The organism is Streptomyces sp. NPDC091387, from assembly GCF_044756945.1.
In the GTDB taxonomy this organism is placed as follows: domain Bacteria; phylum Actinomycetota; class Actinomycetes; order Streptomycetales; family Streptomycetaceae; genus Streptomyces.
Genome location: NZ_JBIVTZ010000011.1, coordinates 255,895 through 269,560, shown reverse-complemented (window position 1 = coordinate 269,560; position 13,666 = coordinate 255,895). Strand labels below are relative to the sequence as shown.

The 13,666-nt window shown below is 70.2% G+C and carries 14 protein-coding genes and 1 pseudogene; 10 read left to right on the top strand and 5 right to left on the bottom strand.

The window, feature by feature from the left end; genetic code table 11:
* Positions 1-159: 159 nt before the first annotated feature.
* From mshA to ACIQM0_RS24070, 3 genes are all read left to right on the top strand, one after another.
* Positions 160-1,524, top strand: coding sequence for a D-inositol-3-phosphate glycosyltransferase (gene mshA / locus ACIQM0_RS24080; RefSeq protein ID WP_401289991.1), 1,365 nt, complete (start codon positions 160-162; stop codon positions 1,522-1,524).
* A gap of 86 nt (positions 1,525-1,610) precedes the next feature.
* Positions 1,611-2,138 (top strand): YbjN domain-containing protein, encoded by a 528-nt coding sequence (locus ACIQM0_RS24075; protein ID WP_401289988.1) that lies wholly within the window; start codon positions 1,611-1,613, stop codon positions 2,136-2,138.
* A 192-nt stretch (positions 2,139-2,330) separates the two neighbouring features.
* Complete coding sequence (locus ACIQM0_RS24070) at positions 2,331-4,046, top strand: glycosyl hydrolase family 28-related protein (protein WP_401290219.1); 1,716 nt, start codon at positions 2,331-2,333, stop codon at positions 4,044-4,046.
* Positions 4,047-4,079: 33 nt separating this feature from the next.
* Here the strand turns inward: ACIQM0_RS24070 and ACIQM0_RS24065 are convergent.
* Positions 4,080-4,745 (bottom strand): annotated as a pseudogene (locus ACIQM0_RS24065) (phosphotransferase family protein); the annotation flags it as partial.
* A 233-nt stretch (positions 4,746-4,978) separates the two neighbouring features.
* On the opposite strand from ACIQM0_RS24065, the gene ACIQM0_RS24060 reads away from it, so the two are divergent.
* Positions 4,979-5,761: a hypothetical protein gene (locus tag ACIQM0_RS24060; RefSeq protein WP_401289985.1), complete on the top strand. Its 783-nt coding sequence runs from the start codon at positions 4,979-4,981 to the stop codon at positions 5,759-5,761.
* Positions 5,762-5,850: 89 nt separating this feature from the next.
* Here ACIQM0_RS24060 and ACIQM0_RS24055 read toward each other — a convergent pair whose 3' ends face one another.
* From ACIQM0_RS24055 to ACIQM0_RS24040, 4 genes are read right to left on the bottom strand one after another with little or no spacing between them, the layout of a single operon-like run.
* Positions 5,851-6,093, bottom strand: a complete 243-nt coding sequence (locus ACIQM0_RS24055) for a hypothetical protein (RefSeq protein ID WP_363026649.1) — start codon at positions 6,091-6,093, stop codon at positions 5,851-5,853.
* Positions 6,090-6,338 carry a hypothetical protein gene (locus ACIQM0_RS24050; RefSeq protein WP_362959612.1) on the bottom strand — a complete coding sequence of 83 codons (249 nt, stop codon included), beginning with the start codon at positions 6,336-6,338 and terminating at the stop codon, positions 6,090-6,092. Before ACIQM0_RS24050 ends, ACIQM0_RS24055 begins: the two co-directional genes overlap by 4 nt.
* Before the next feature lie 57 nt (positions 6,339-6,395).
* Positions 6,396-6,644, bottom strand: coding sequence for a hypothetical protein (locus tag ACIQM0_RS24045; protein WP_401289981.1), 249 nt, complete (start codon positions 6,642-6,644; stop codon positions 6,396-6,398).
* Positions 6,644-7,195, bottom strand: coding sequence for a hypothetical protein (locus ACIQM0_RS24040; protein WP_401289978.1), 552 nt, complete (start codon positions 7,193-7,195; stop codon positions 6,644-6,646). Before ACIQM0_RS24040 ends, ACIQM0_RS24045 begins: the two co-directional genes overlap by 1 nt.
* 349 nt (positions 7,196-7,544) lie before the next feature.
* On the opposite strand from ACIQM0_RS24040, the gene ACIQM0_RS24035 reads away from it, so the two are divergent.
* From ACIQM0_RS24035 to ACIQM0_RS24010, 6 genes are all read left to right on the top strand, one after another.
* The gene (locus ACIQM0_RS24035; protein ID WP_401289975.1) at positions 7,545-7,757 is read left to right on the top strand and encodes a YozE family protein; all 213 of its coding nucleotides are present in this window, start codon (positions 7,545-7,547) and stop codon (positions 7,755-7,757) included.
* 1,182 nt (positions 7,758-8,939) lie between these two features.
* Entirely contained in the window at positions 8,940-9,689 is a 750-nt protein-coding gene (locus ACIQM0_RS24030) for a GntR family transcriptional regulator (protein WP_401289974.1), read from the top strand.
* A gap of 245 nt (positions 9,690-9,934) precedes the next feature.
* On the top strand, positions 9,935-10,705 hold the full coding sequence (locus ACIQM0_RS24025) for a sigma-70 family RNA polymerase sigma factor (protein ID WP_401289971.1): 771 nt from the start codon (positions 9,935-9,937) through the stop codon (positions 10,703-10,705).
* A complete protein-coding gene (locus tag ACIQM0_RS24020) occupies positions 10,702-11,286 on the top strand; it encodes an HNH endonuclease (RefSeq protein ID WP_401289969.1) in 585 nt (194 codons plus the stop codon). Before ACIQM0_RS24025 ends, ACIQM0_RS24020 begins: the two co-directional genes overlap by 4 nt.
* Positions 11,283-12,959, top strand: a complete 1,677-nt coding sequence (locus tag ACIQM0_RS24015) for an ATP-binding protein (protein ID WP_401289966.1) — start codon at positions 11,283-11,285, stop codon at positions 12,957-12,959. The genes ACIQM0_RS24020 and ACIQM0_RS24015 overlap by 4 nt, the downstream gene beginning before the upstream one ends.
* A 239-nt stretch (positions 12,960-13,198) precedes the next feature.
* A complete protein-coding gene (locus ACIQM0_RS24010; protein WP_401289964.1) occupies positions 13,199-13,420 on the top strand; it encodes a helix-turn-helix domain-containing protein in 222 nt (73 codons plus the stop codon).
* Positions 13,421-13,666 lie beyond the last annotated feature (246 nt).

Genomic DNA, 13,666 nt, shown 5'->3' with positions numbered 1-13,666 from the left:
GAAATGAAAGGAGGAGTTCCGCTGTTCCAGCCCTTCGAAGGGACCGTGCGCCCCTTCGGTGCCATGTCCGAACGAGCCGGTGTCAGTGCCCTGAGCGAGCCGGTGCCAGTGCTTTGAACGAGTCGGTACCAGTGCCCTGAACGAGGAGGACCGGACGACGTGAGCCAGTACGTCTCTCGGCTCGGCAGCAGCCGCGTCGCACCGCGTCTCAGGTTCCCCGCCGGTTTCTCCGGCTCCTTCGCGGGCGGCCCCCGCAAGCCCCGCCGGATCGCGATGCTCTCCGTGCACACCTCCCCGCTGCACCAGCCGGGGACGGGCGACGCGGGCGGCATGAACGTCTACATCGTGGAGCTGGCCGAACGCCTCGCCGCGCTCAACATCGAGGTCGAGATCTTCACCCGCTCCACCGCCGGCGCGCTGCCGCCCGAGGTCGAGCTGTCGCCCGGCGTCCTGGTCCGCCACGTCGACGCGGGGCCGTACGAGGGCCTGGCCAAGGAGGAGCTGCCCGCCCAGCTCTGCGCCTTCACGCACGGCGTGATGCAGGCGTGGGCCGGCCAGCGCCCCGGCTACTACGACCTGGTGCACTCGCACTACTGGCTTTCCGGCCATGTCGGCTGGCTCGCCGCCCAGCGCTGGGGCGTCCCGCTCGTCCACGCCATGCACACCATGGCGAAGGTCAAGAACGCGTCGCTCGCCGAGGGCGACACCCCCGAGCCCGCCGCCCGGGTCATCGGCGAGACCCAGATCGTCAGCGCGGCCGACCGGCTGATCGCGAACACCGCGGAGGAGGCCGACGAGCTCGTCCGCTTCTACGAGGCCGATCCCCGGGCCGTGGCCGTCGTCCACCCCGGCGTCAACCTGGACCGCTTCCGCCCGGCCGACGGGCGGGCCGCGGCACGGGCCCGGCTGGGGCTGCCGCAGGACGCCCTGGTCCCGCTCTTCGCGGGCCGCATCCAGCCGCTGAAGGCTCCTGACGTGCTGCTGCGCGCCGTCGCCGTCCTGCTGGACCGCGACCCCTCGCTGCGCTCGCGCATCGTCGTGCCGGTCGTCGGAGGCCCCAGCGGCAGCGGGCTCGCCAAGCCGGAGGGGCTGCACAAGCTGGCCGCCCGGCTCGGTATCGCGGACGTCGTACGGTTCCACCCGCCGGTCGGGCAGGACCAGCTCGCCGACTGGTTCCGGGCCGCGTCCGTGCTGGTCATGCCCTCGTACAGCGAGTCCTTCGGCCTGGTCGCCATAGAGGCCCAGGCGGCGGGCACCCCGGTCGTCGCGGCGGCCGTGGGCGGCCTCCCGGTGGCGGTACGGGACGGGGTCAGCGGCTTCCTGATCCCCGGCCACGACCCGGAGGCGTACGCGGAGGCGCTGGCGCGCTTCGCGGCCGCGCCGGAGCTGGTCGCCCGGATGGGCGGCGCGGCCGCCGCGCACGCCCAGCGCTTCGGCTGGGACACGGCGGCGGCGGCGACCGCGGACGTCTACACGGAGGCGATGCAGGAACACCGGCGACGGGTGCGGTCGCGCCACGTGTGAGGCCGGGCCGGGTGTGAGGCCGGGCCATGAGGTACGCGGCGGCCGGCGGATGTGGCGCCGCCCGTGGGGCGTCGTACGCTCGGACCATGGCTGACGCACCCGATGAAGCGGCAACGACGCAGGTCACGCAGGTCACGCAGGTCATCGAGGCGGCGCTCGACGACGCCGGGCTCGACTGGGAGAGCCCCGGGCCCGGGAGCTACGTCGTCCAGCTGCCCGGCACCCGCAAGCTCTCCACCACCTGCTCACTGCTCGTCGGCAAGCACTCGCTCTCCCTCAACGCCTTCGTCATCCGGCACCCCGACGAGAACGACGCGGCGGTGCACCGCTGGCTGCTGGAGCGCAACCTCCGCCTCTTCGGCGTGAGTTACGCCATCGACTCGCTCGGGGACGTCTACCTGGTCGGCAAGCTGCCGCTCTCCGTGGTCACGCCCGAGGAGCTGGACCGGCTGCTGGGCGTGGTCCTGGAGGCCGCCGACGGCGCCTTCAACCCTCTCCTGGAACTCGGTTTCGCGAGCGCGATCCGCAAGGAGTACGCGTGGCGGGCGTCGCGCGGCGAGTCCACGCGGAACCTGGACGCGTTCACCCACCTGACCCAGCGCCCCACCAGCTGATGCGCGCCAACTGAGCCTCACCGTCCGCAGGTTCCCCGCCTCAGGGCTCCACGGCGTTGCCGGAGCCATCACTCGGCGATTCCTCTGCGCATGCCCCTTTCGCTGCGCCGGGGGCCCGTGGCATGCTCACCGCCGACGCACATATGAACGTCGTTCACATCCATGAAAGGCGGGGTCGGGCTCATGGCGATCATGGGGAACATCAGCAGGCGTGGACTGCTCGGCAGCGCGGTGGCCGTCGCGGCGGCCGCGGCCACCGGAGCAGCCGGCGCCGGGACGGCGTTCGCGGCGGGCCGGCGCGACACCGCCGCCCGCGCCGCGGCCGGTGCGGGCGGCAGACCGCAGGCCACCCCGCTCTGGCGGGAGTTCGCCGCAGCGCCCCTCACCCATCCGCAGGTCCCGTTCATCGGCAGGGCCGGCTACCGGGGCGGGGCGGACCTGCCCCGCCGCACCGGCCACGGCTTCACCGCCAACGTCCTGCACTACGGCGCCGAGCCCGGCGGCTCCGCCGACGCCGCCCCCGCGATCAACCGTGCCATCGCCGCTGCCGGAGAGCGCGGCGGTGGCACGGTGATCGTCCCCGCGGGCACGTACCGCATCGACGACATCATCCGCATCGGCCACAGCGACGTCGTGGTGCGCGGCGCGGGCAGCGGCCGCACCACGCTGCACGCGACCCGGAACCTCACCGAACTGATCGGCGTCTACGGCAGCCGGTACGGCGGCGACAAGTCCAGCTGGTCCTGGGCCGGCGGCCTCATCTGGCTCTGCCCCGAGGCCCGTTGGGCCTCCCTCACCGACGCCATCAAGGCGAAGGACTGGCCCTTCGAGGGCTGGACCGGCAACAAGCGCGACGCGTGGCGGACCCTGACCACCGTCGCCCCCGCACGCCTCGGCGACCGTACGATCACCGTCGACGACACCCGCGGGCTGAAGCGCGGCGCACTCGTGCTGCTCCGCCTCGCCGACGACTCCGCGCACACCCTCCTGGAGCACATGGCCGGCGGCGGTCCGGGCCCCGAGGCGTACTACTGGGACGACAAGACCAAGCTGACCTCGTACGTCCCCTACGAATGGCCGGTCCGCATCACCGCCGTGCACGGCCGCAGGGTCACCCTGGAACGCCCCCTCCCGCTCGACGTCCGCCCCGAGTGGGACCCCCGCCTCACCACCCTCGCCGCCCCGCTCACCGGTTCGGGCGTCGAGGGGCTCACGCTCGAAGCGGTCGAGACCCCGCAGGCGCAGCACCTGCTCGACAAGGGGTACAACGGCGTCGCGTTCCAGTGCGCGTACGACTGCTGGGCCGACGACATCACCGTGCGCCACGTCGACAACGGCTTCGGCCTCATCGGCGCGTCCGCCTGCACCCTGCGGCGCACGAGGGTCGCGGGCCGCGGCTCGCACCACCCGTACTACTGCCGCGAGGGATCCCACGACAACCTGATCGAGGACTTCACCATCGAGCAGCGCACCGTCCCGGCGCCCGCCGGGACCCAGCTGCACGGCATCAACGTCGAGGGACTGTCCAGCCACAACGTCTGGTCGCGCGGCGTCATGGAGATGGGCACGTTCGACTCGCACCGCGGGATGCCGTTCGCCAACGTCCGCACCGACATCACCGTCAACAACAACGGGCGGCACGGCGGCGACGCGAGCGCCGGACCGCTCTTCGGCGCCCGCTTCACCCACTGGAACATCCGCGTCACCAACGGCCGGGCCGGGCTGATGCGGATCGACGGCCTCGCCCCCTGCAGCGCGACCGTCGGGGTCAGTGAGGTGACGGAGTTCGACCAGATCGACGTCCCCGACTTCACCGGCGACCTGCACACCCGCCTGGAGGCGTACGGCGCCCCCGGGACCGTCCGCCCGCAGAACCTCCACGACGCCCAACGGGCCCTGGGGTACTGACGAAACGCACGCCCGGACCGTCGGGCGCTGCGGTCACCCCCCTGTCCGCAGCGCCGACTCCACCTCGCCGAGAGCGGCTTCGAGCCGTGGCGCGACCTCGGTCCACGTCCACTCCAGGTCCTCCCCGGCCGTCTTCGTCGGCACGGTCTCCACCAGCATGATCAGGTAGAGGTACGAGCGGTAGAGCGCCGTCCGCAGCCGCAGCGAGTCACCGAACTCCACCGCTCCGCCCGGCGCCGACGCCCCGTAACCGTCCAGGAAGTCCTTGTCCCCCTCGATCCTCCCGAGGAGGGCGAGCGAGACGAAGTCGGCGGCCGGGTCGCCCCGGAACATCCGCTCCCCGTCGATGATCCCGCCGATCCGCCGCGCCCCCGGCTCCCCGGCGACCAGGATGTTGCCCTGCCACGGGTCGAAGTGGACCAGGGCGGGGCGCGTGACATCGTCCAGTACGTATGAGGCCGTACCGAGCAGTCCGCGGATGTCCGGCGCCGCGCGCGGCAGCCTCGCCGCGTAGCTCAGCGCGTCCGCCGGCACGGCGTCCGTCATCGTGGTGAACGCCTGCCACCAGGTGGGCGCCAACGGGGCGAGCGCCGCGCACGGGTAGCCGAACCCGCCGGGTGCCGGAACGGTGTGCAGCCGGCCGACGGCCCGGCCGAGATCCCCGCGCAACCGCGGCTCCTCGCCGTCGGCCATCGTGCCGCTCATGGTCACCCCGGGACGAATGGCCGGAGGCCGGGGCGAATACCCAGCTCAGAGCGTTCCCGGAGTGATCACGACGTAGTCACGATCAGGGGCACTGCCCGGTCTGACGGATTGCCAAACCACATACAGCTCATAGAGTTGGCCCACCCCCACGATCTTCCCCGGCCGCGCCGAACCCGGCGCCGGCCGCTCTCGTGCGGGCGAAACGACCTGATACAGAAGGATGGGCCATGCGACCCACTGCCATACGCCGTACCGCTGTTGCCGCCACCATGATGTCCCTGGCCCTGCTCACCGCGGCCTGCGGTTCGGACGCGGCGGACAAGGACGGCGGCAGCAAGGGCAAGGTGGACGAGTCCGCTTCGGCCAAGCCCGCCGCCGCCAAGGCGCTGACCGCCGCCGAACTGGAGAAGGCCTCGCTCGCCCAGGGCGACGTCAAGGGCCACAAGATCACCAAGGCCGGTCCCGCCGACGCCGTCTCCGCCGGTGACGTCACCGCGGACAAGGCCGCCTGCGATGTCTTCGCCGACACCCTGATGGGCGCCAAGGCCGGTTCGCCCGCCGCGTCCACCCAGCGCAAGGTGATCAGCGAGCCGAAGAAGGGCGCCGACCAGGACAGCGCCGACCCCGAGGAGGCGTTCGAGGCCGCCTTCGACATCACGACGACGCTCACCACGCTCTCCTCCTACGAGGGCAAGGGCGCCGAGGAGACGGTGGCCGCCCTGCGGACCGCCGCGACGGGGTGCGCGTCCGGCTTCACGATGAAGGCGGCCGGGACGAAGCAGAAGGTCGTCAAGATCGCGGAGGAGCAGGTCAAGGCCGGCGAGGACGCCGCCGCCTGGACGGTGACGGTCGAGTCGGACGGCGAGAAGAGCGCCATGAAGCTCGTGCAGGTCCGCCAGGGCGCCACGGTCGCCTCGTTCAGCGCGCTCAACCTGGCCGCGGCCTCGTCCGGCGGCGACTTCGAGCTGCCGAAGGCCGTGATCGACGCCCAGATGGCCAAGCTGGCCTGACCGTTGGCGTGACGGCTGCCTGAGTGCGGGCTTGACCTCTGTCTGACCGCCGGACTGACCAGTTGTCTGACCGACGGCCTGACAGCCGGTCAGGGCAGCGGTACGAGCCGCACCACGGTGACGGTGAGGACCGACCCGGAGACGTAATAGAGCACGATCGCCCCGGCGACGGTGGCCTCGCGGCGGTCGTGCTCCTCCTTGACGGCCGACGACCCGTGCCCGTACGGCTCGTGCCCCAGGGAACGCGCCATCCGGTCCCGGAAGACGTCGCCGTCCGGCATCTTGGCCAGGGTGTCATCGGCAGGTGGCGCATAGGAGATCCGGAAGCTCAAGCGACGCTCCGCCTCTCGGCCTCGTCCCGGGCCAGCCGGTCCAGAATCCGTTCCGCCTCGGGATCGGGCACGGCCTCCAGCATCCAGTGCCGCATCACGGCCTGGATGTCGTGCACACCGGCCTCGTTGATGGCACGGTCGAACTCCTCGCGTCTCGCCTCGGGCAGGGCGGCGCGGATGGCCGGGATGCTGTTGGGCACCTCGACCTCGGCACCGCCGACAAAGGTCTTCAGAGGCTCACCCATGGCTGCTCTCCCGATCTCCCCGCATGCGCCACAGGGTACGACGACGGGTGCGGGCCGTCACCTCCGCCCGCGCCACCACCGCGACTTGGCGGCGGGCGCGGTGCCGGTCCCGGCGGCGGACTGTCCGGACTGTACGGGCAGTTCACGTACGGCGGCCCGTATGAGGTCAAAGGTGGCGACGGGGTGCGCCAGCCCCTCGCTCGGCAGCAGGACACCGAGGCAGACCAGCTTGAACCGGTCGTCCTCCAGGTGGAGTCCGACGAAGACCGGCGCCCCAACACAGCCCTTCGGAGCGAGGCCGTCCATTAGAACCCCTGACCGTCGCCGTCGCGCACCACGTCCCCGACGACCACGGCCTGTTCGCGCTGGGTGCGGTCCGGCCCCACATCGTGTCCGAGCACGTACGCCGGTACCGGGGCGTCACCCAGCCGAGCGATGTCCTCGGCGGTCGCGGCCGTCCCGTCGGTGATCTCGTCGGTCGCCCAGGCCCACTTCTTCCGGCGCGCGAGGGCGTGCAGCACGGCGGTGGGCAACACCGAGACCCCGGAGTCACCGAGGGGGATCCAGCCCTCCTGGAACCGCAGCATCATCAGGCCGCCGGCACTCATGGCGGTCTCGGACAGGCCGGGCCGCAGCCGTATCTCGGCCACGTCGTACCGGGTCAGCGCCCCCGCGGTCAGGAGGTACTGCCGGTACGTCGCGTTCCCGTCACCGTCCTCGGCGAGGAGATCGTTGAACCAGAACGCCGTCCCGAAGGCGTCGCCGCGGTGGGCCTGTTGGTATGGCAGCGTGCAGCGGCCGCTGCTGCTGACGATGGCATCGATGATGGAGCCGTGATCGGCTGTCTGTTCGGGCACGGAAGCAGAACTTAGCGGAGACCGGCCGACCACGGCCGGGTCGGCGCCTTGGGCGCTGACGCAGCGGGGCCCCGCGCGTGGACGAACCACGAGCGGGGCCCATGTGGGAGGTGGAGGGCTACTTCTTCTTGCCCTGGGTCTGACCGGCCCGCTTTTGATTGCTGCTCAGGGGCCTACGCATGGCCGCTGGCCTGCGGTCGAGCGGTGGTCATTGGTTGTTGTTGGTCATCGTTGGTTGGTGTCTGACGGCCCACAGACGGCCCGGCTGGTCGATGCACCTTGGTCGCGTGAAAGGTGGCCTGCCCGCGATTCCCGTACGGCGCGAGGAAGGCGATGGCACGATGAACAGATGGCCCAGAACCCGAGTTTCACAGCATGGTTGAAGACTCACAAGAAGGACCAGAACGCCATCGGAGACCTGGCGCGTGATGTCGCTGCCGATCCCGACTGGCCAAGTCGGCGTCAGCTCAGCGGCCAACGGGAGTATCTGGAAGAGCGTGGGGCGATCCCGGCGGCGGTGGAGACCTTGGAACGCGCATGGGAGCTCTACGGGGCCCAGTAGGAGCGTTGAAGGTTCTTCCGGGCGCAAGGATCGTGATCTCCTGCCGGTGGGAGCCCCGGGCGTGGGGCGCGGCTTGTCGCTTGTCGTGGTGCAGGTCAGGCGGGGTCTGGCGACCGCTGAGCAGGGAAGGCAGGTTGCGGGCGACAAGCGACAAGCGACAAGCGACAAGCCGCAGGGGCCGCTACCGGTAGCGGCCCCTGCGGCGCTGGGAGAGGGATAGAGCGAGCGGCAAGCCGCACGACCCTTTGGCAGCTCGCTTCGCGAGCGCGCGCCATGCTGACCGACCGGAACGGCGTTGCGCGGTGCGGGTTGTCGGGGGTGAAGAGACCACCCCGCCCCGGGGCCGCGTGGTCTCTTCCCGTCGGACGGCTGCCCCCTGAAAAGCCTTCCAAGAGGCACGCCGGGCGGCAGTGCATGGAGCTCCCGGGCCCCCTCCCTGCGTAGCCTCCTTGGAAGGCTTTTCAGGGGCGAGAGCGGTTCCGGTTCCCTCTCCCTTTAACCCATCCTAGAGATTTGGTGTAAGACAGCGTCCGCAGCGTCCGCAAGGGGTTTGGCAGGGCATCTGACCTGTGGGAATGGTGCGGACGCTAAACAAACTGTTTAGCGTCCGCTAGCGTCCGCAGCGTCCGCAAGCCCCCGACTGCTTAAGAGCATCACCGCAGGTCAAGACGGCTCTTAAGGTGGAGAGGTGCGGACGCTGACCCCTCCTTCGGCGCGCAGTTCTCCCCTGCCGGAGGATTCCGCTTCATGCTGACAAGCAAGAGGAGCACCCCCGGCGGAGCGCCCCGGGGTGCTCCTCTTGCTTGTCAACGACTCCCGGAGGACCCGCACCGCGTCGCAGCGTCGCAGTCGGCCGGCGGGGGGTGCGCGCTCGCGGAGCGAGCTGCCAAGGGTCGTGCGGCTTGCCGCTCGCTCTATCCCCTCCGAGGCCGTAGGGAAGACGAAAGCCCCCGCTAGACCTAGCAGCAGCCCCTGCTAGGTCTAGCAGGGGCGCTAGCGCCCCATAGCGCCCCTGACCAGCCATCTAGCACCTAGCGGGTTCGGCGTCAGAAGCTCCGCATCCACCTGCATTCAAAGATCGAGAGGGGCAGCCCCCGTCTCGTGACGGACCCCACACGCGATGCACCTCGATCCTCTGTAAGCTAGGTGGTGGCCTAGTCCACCGCACTCCGAGGGATAGTGATGACACCCAAGATTGAAAGGCCGCTCCCGCCGTACCTCCAGATCATGCAAGCCATTCGCGCGCAGATCACAGACGGGGTTCTGGCCGCAGGAACTACGGTTCCTTCCGAGCGTCAGATCAGCTCCGACTGGGGCGTGTCTCGCGCCACCGCAACCAAGGTGCTCGCAGCCCTGCGATCCGAAGGGCTAGTTGAATCCATCCAAGGTGTCGGCACAGTGGTTAGCGCGCAAGCGTCCGCCGGCAGTTCCGCCCAAGGGCGTTTCACCACCATGCATCGCACTGGGCGAATTTACGCACCCGGCGAGTACGCCAAGATCGTGGCCGCTGAAACAGTCGAGGCGACGGACGAGATCGCTGCGGCCCTAGGTGTCGAACCGGGGGCTCCCGTGATTCGGAGGCGTCGGGTTACGTACAAGGATGACGCGCCCGTCTCGGCTTCTGACTCGTGGTTTGACGGCGCGTTGGCCGACGCCGCCCCCAAGCTGCTCGAAACGGAACGACTCACCGAAGGCACGCCCAATTACATCCAGGCTGCCACTGGCCGGACTTACGCGACCGGCCGAGACCAGGTGACGGCCAGGGCTGCCACGGCAGATGAGGCGGCCCGTTTGGACTGCGAAGCGGGCAGTCCGGTACGGGTGGGCCGCAACTGGCTCTACGACAACGAAGGTGCGGTAGTCGAGTACGGCGAATCCGTCTCGCACTCTGGCCGCTGGGCGTCTTACGACTACGAGATTACGGGTCGATAGCTGCGGCAACGAGGCAGGCAAGAGGGAGGGCGGAGAGAATCCGCCCTCCCTCTTTCGCGTGGACTACTAGACGGTGGCCTAGGCCACCGCTAGGCTTCGTGGTGTCGGAGGGAGCGGCTCCCTACCGCCAAGCATTGAGCCGCTCCCCTAACCCTCGAAGGGGTAAGTCCATGATGCCTGGAACTGTCGCGGAGCGGGACACCGAGCAAGTCACTGCGCTGCGTGCGGCACGGTTGGAGCGTGGGTTGAGCCTGCGGCAGCTGGTTCTGCTGCTGTGGGCCGAGGCCGAGCGCCAGGAGGTGCGGATCGGCACGCACCCGAACTCGGTCAAGTCGCTGCTGATCAATTGGGAGAAGGGGCGGCGCACACCGCACGCGGTCTACGTGCGCCTGCTGACTGCGGTCTACGGCACGTCGGCCGCCGCGCTGGGACTGCCGGAACCCAAGACGTTCACGCTGGACAACGACCAGTTGGCCGAGCTGTTCGAGAAGTACCGGGGGTTCGTGTGGGGATACCTCTACCGCCGTAACGGGCGTGACTTCGACCTCGCTGAGGACCTGATGATGGAGACGTTCATCAAGGCTGGCGAGGCGCTGGACCGTGGGCCTCAGATTGAGCTGGACAACGCCTACAGGTGGCTGGCTGTGCAGGCCCGCTGGACGCTCTCGGAGTACTACGCCTACCGGCGCCCCAAGGGTGAGCAGTTCTTCGACGTGGACGACAAGGGCCGCACGCTCGATTGGCCCGCCACCGACCAGTTGTCGCGCCCGGAAGAGAGCGTGACCGACGCTCTGAGCGTCCTGGACCTGGTTGCGGGCCTGTCGGACACCGAGCGCGAACTCATCGCGCTGCGGTTCTTCGACGGCCTGACCATGAACGTCATCCAGAAGCGCATGGGCCTGACCGCCAGCCAGTCCTACACGGTGCTGCGCAAGGCCCTGGCGACGATGCGCTCCAACGCGGTCGTGTCCTGGCCGATCCCCGCCACTGTGGGCGAACTGGTGACGGCGGCATGAGGCGCGGACACCCGCTCAACTCCGGACGGCGGCGCCTGCGCAAGGAACAGCTCGCCCGGCGTCATGGCGCTCGGTGCACGTACTGCCGCCGTCCGTTCGTGACGCTGCGGGAAGCGACCCTCGATCACATCGTGCCGGTCTCCCTGCTGCGTACGTGGTCGGTGGGTGCGCTCGTACTCGCCTGCCGACCGTGTAACCACGCCAAGGCCGATCGCTTCCCGCTGTCGATGGCGTTGCTGATCGTCTGGGCATGCGGGCTTGACCTGCGTGACGAGACGCGTCACACCTCCCGTCACGCGGACCCGGCCGGTGCGGTGTTCACGGGCGACCGGCCGATGTTCACCGACGCCGACGAGTGGAGTCGACCGGCCCCGATCGCGCTCGGTCCGGGGGAGGTGAACTGGCTGCTGCTGGCCCGGCTCGTTCACGCCCGTACGGTCGGTGAACGGTCGACCCCTGACCAGACGAAACACCGTAAACCGGATCGTCGTGCGGTGCGGGTCGGCCGACTCGAACACCCCCGACGGGCCGCCCGACTGAACACCTGTGAACAGTCGACCGATCGAGGGGTGAGCGCATGAACACCGACATCCAGCACGTGAACGGCCACCCCCGACCGATCGACCCCACCGACCCGGCCGGGCCGCCGCCCGTGAACACCGACCGGCCCGGCGTGAACGCCGGTCGGCCGACCGTGAACGCTCGCCGGTCGGGCGGGAAGTCGGGTGAGGACGGGGGCAAGAAGCCGTCGGCCGCGACCCGTCTGGTCGGGTTGGCGCGGGAGCGGTACACGTTCGTCATGTCGACCGACGCCCGCCCCTACGCGGTCGCCATCGACGGCCCGAACCTCGCGCTCCCACTGCGGGGGAAGACCGGGGTACGGCAGCGTCTGGCCCGCCTGTACGCCGACACGTTCGACGGGGACGTCGCCTCGCAGTCGGCCCTTGCGGACGCCATGACGGTCCTGGAAGGGATCGCGGAGGACTACGACCCCGTGCCCGTGCATCTACGGGTCGGCTCCGTGCCTGACGGGCGGATCGTGGTCGACCTCGGCACCGCTGACGGCCGCGCGGTCGTGGTGTCCGCCGGCCGCTGGGAAGTCGTGGACCGGTCCCCGGTCCTCTTCCGCCGCTCCGGAGCCATGGCACCCATGCCCGTGCCCTTCCGCACCCCGGACGGCCTGGCCCGCTTCCATGGGCTGCTGAACATGGACGAGGGCGCGTTCCGGCAGATGGCCGCGTGGATGGCGGCGGCCTGGCTGCCCGACATCCCGCACCCGATCCTGACGTGCAAGGGCGAGCAGGGCACGGGGAAGTCGAAGACCGCGCAGATGGTCATCAACCTCATCGACCCCTCACCGGCCGCCAAGCGCAGCCAGCCCCGCGACGAGAAAGCGTGGTCCCGGCAGGCGTTCACGTCGTGGGCCCTGTGCCTGGACAACATCAGCACGATCCCCCGGTGGCTGTCGGACACCCTGTGTAAGGCCGTCACCGGGGACGGGGTCGTGGACCGGGCCCTGTTCACCGATGACGACGTGGTTGTGCTCTCCTTCCGCCGGGTGCTGGCCATGACGACCATCGACGCGGGAGCTCTCGCGGGGGACCTGGCTGAACGGGTCCTGATGGTGGAACTGCAACTCATCGACGGCAACCGGCGCCGCTCGGAAGAAGAACTCGACGCCGCGTTCGCAGAGGCCCGCCCCGCGGTTCTCGGTGCGCTGCTGGATCTGCTGGCCGGGGTGCTGGAAGTGCTGCCCTCGGTACGGCTGGACTCGATGCCGCGCATGGCGGACTTCGCCCGCGTCCTGGCCGCCGTCGACCAGGTCACCGGCTGGCAGACCCTCCCGGACTACCTGGCCGCATCCTCGAACGTCGCCAGCGACGCCTTGGAAGGCGACCCCTTCGGCTCCGCCGTCGCCGCCCTGGTCGAGCAGGCCGGGACATGGACCGGCACCGCCGCACAGCTCCTCGAACAGCTGCAACAGTCCGGCGGAGTGAGGCCGTTGGACTGGCCCAAGGACGCCACCCGCGCGGGCGGGAAGGTCAAGCGCCTTGCACCGCTCCTGCGGTCCATCGGGATCACCGTGAACGACACGCAACGTAGCCGCGACCGGCACCGAAGCAAGCTCCTCATCCTCACCCGGACCGACCCGGAGGACACGTCAGCGTCCGCACTCTCCGAGCCCGACCAAGCCTCTCTCTGGCCGGAGGAACCCCCGCCGAACCTGGACGACTTCCCGCCTGAACTGCACTGACGCGACCGGAACCCTTCCGGGCCGGGCCGCCGCACAGCGGCCCGGACGCGTCACCCGCTGCGGACGCTGAAGCCGTCCAGCGTCCGCAGCGTCCGCACCTCTCACCGCAACTGACCTGCACAAACAGGAGGACGCGGACGCTGGAACGCTGCGGACGCTGTTTTACACCATCTCTCTAGGACGGCACCCCGGTACACCCTCCGCGCACCGCACCCCGGACACGAGGAGTCACCACCACCATGCCCACCGACCCCCGCGCCACCCTCCGCGCCGGACTCCCCGACCGCTACCTCACCCCCGAAGACCTGGCCGCGCTGCTGTCCGTCCCGATCGAGACCGTCTACCACTGGCGCAAGCGCCGCATCGGACCGCCCGGCTTCCGCGTCGGCCGGCACATCCGCTACGACCCCGCCGCCGTCCGTGACTGGATCGACCAGCAGACCGCCCGCGACGCAGCCTGACCCTGCCGGGGGTAAAGGGCCCCCTCTACCGGGAGCTCCCGGCGGCCCGCCCACCGAGGCACCGCCGGGGCCCTTCCCGTCTCTCTCCGGTAGAGGGGGCCCTTTACCCCGGTAGAGGGGCAGGTAAGGGCCTCCCACCTGCGAGGTAAGGGCGGTAAAGGGGGTCGCGGGCCGCTCCTCGAAACACCGCTCAACCCTGGGGAGGGAGTTGGGGAGGCGCGCACATCCTGGGGAGTTCTCCCCAAC

Coding starts and splice junctions, on each gene's coding strand:
- ACIQM0_RS24075 (WP_401289988.1), top strand. CDS start 1,611: ATGGCTGACGCACCCGATGAAGCGGCAACGACGCAGGTCACGCAGGTC.
- ACIQM0_RS24070 (WP_401290219.1), top strand. CDS start 2,331: ATGGGGAACATCAGCAGGCGTGGACTGCTCGGCAGCGCGGTGGCCGTC.
- ACIQM0_RS24060 (WP_401289985.1), top strand. CDS start 4,979: ATGCGACCCACTGCCATACGCCGTACCGCTGTTGCCGCCACCATGATG.
- ACIQM0_RS24050 (WP_362959612.1), bottom strand. CDS start 6,338: ATGGGTGAGCCTCTGAAGACCTTTGTCGGCGGTGCCGAGGTCGAGGTG.
- ACIQM0_RS24045 (WP_401289981.1), bottom strand. CDS start 6,644: ATGGACGGCCTCGCTCCGAAGGGCTGTGTTGGGGCGCCGGTCTTCGTC.
- ACIQM0_RS24035 (WP_401289975.1), top strand. CDS start 7,545: ATGGCCCAGAACCCGAGTTTCACAGCATGGTTGAAGACTCACAAGAAG.
- ACIQM0_RS24030 (WP_401289974.1), top strand. CDS start 8,940: ATGACACCCAAGATTGAAAGGCCGCTCCCGCCGTACCTCCAGATCATG.
- ACIQM0_RS24020 (WP_401289969.1), top strand. CDS start 10,702: ATGAGGCGCGGACACCCGCTCAACTCCGGACGGCGGCGCCTGCGCAAG.
- ACIQM0_RS24015 (WP_401289966.1), top strand. CDS start 11,283: ATGAACACCGACATCCAGCACGTGAACGGCCACCCCCGACCGATCGAC.
- ACIQM0_RS24010 (WP_401289964.1), top strand. CDS start 13,199: ATGCCCACCGACCCCCGCGCCACCCTCCGCGCCGGACTCCCCGACCGC.